This is a genomic window from Pseudoalteromonas sp. SG41-2, assembly GCF_014164535.1.
In the GTDB taxonomy this organism is placed as follows: domain Bacteria; phylum Pseudomonadota; class Gammaproteobacteria; order Enterobacterales; family Alteromonadaceae; genus Pseudoalteromonas; species Pseudoalteromonas rhizosphaerae.
Map to the genome: position 1 here is coordinate 1 of NZ_JACJFK010000098.1, position 851 is coordinate 851.

1 protein-coding gene is annotated in these 851 nt (G+C 36.4%); it reads left to right on the forward strand.

Annotated elements, in window-relative coordinates; genetic code table 11:
- Window positions 1-169: 169 nt before the first annotated feature.
- Window positions 170-727 carry a hypothetical protein gene (locus H5186_RS22590; RefSeq protein ID WP_182795046.1) on the forward strand — a complete coding sequence of 186 codons (558 nt, stop codon included), beginning with the start codon at window positions 170-172 and terminating at the stop codon, window positions 725-727.
- Window positions 728-851: the final 124 nt, after the last annotated feature.

An 851-nucleotide genomic window follows, 5' to 3' on the forward strand; every position in this document is an offset into this window, starting at 1 on the left:
GCGACGGCGAGATTATTTGGAAGGACTAGCCTATTTCGTACAGGTAGTAGTGCAAATCGATTGGAAAAATATGGATGTGAGTGATGTAATTGAAACTTAATAATTATTTTTGGGGATCCCTTAGGGCTATGGCTATGCCCATTTTAATTGGACCAAAGACAGTGAAAATGTGATTTTTTACGCCAGTGGTAAGCATTATAACTACCACGTACCCACTAAAACACTTACTGAGCGGCCAATTATTTACTCTAATGGCTTGTTTTTATTGCCAGATGGCAAAACCTTTTTAGCCGATAAAAAAAATAAATACTGGTTACATGACTTTAATGGCGACGTGATAGAGAAGGTCGATTTAGGTTTTAACACTCAATTTACTATGAAGTATTTAGAAGTATCCCCTTTCGGCGATTATATTTATTTTGTGTCAGAAGGGCTTGGTTATCCAAAAAATTATTGGATTGATTTATCAGATCCCAGCAAGCGCATTATACTACCAAGAAAAGCAGGGACGTTTTTTTTCTCAGATAAAAAAAATAAAGTGTTAAGTCAAGGGTTTAAAGATTCAGAGGATTTAATGGGGAATGGTCAGTATTATATAGATGACTTTTTTTATGAATTTGATTTAAGTACTCAGCAAACACGAGAAATACCCATTCAAGAAAATGATATATGGGGCATGGGAACTATATATATTTTTGACGTGTTTAATATCAAGGATGAACAATGACAGAGCTATTGAATACAGGGCAATCTAGTTTTCCTAAAGCGTATTTACTCACGGGCTATGTTAATAGAGGCGAGCCAATCAGCAAGCTCACCCCGCTGTTTAACCGTGTGGTGGTGGCTGATAG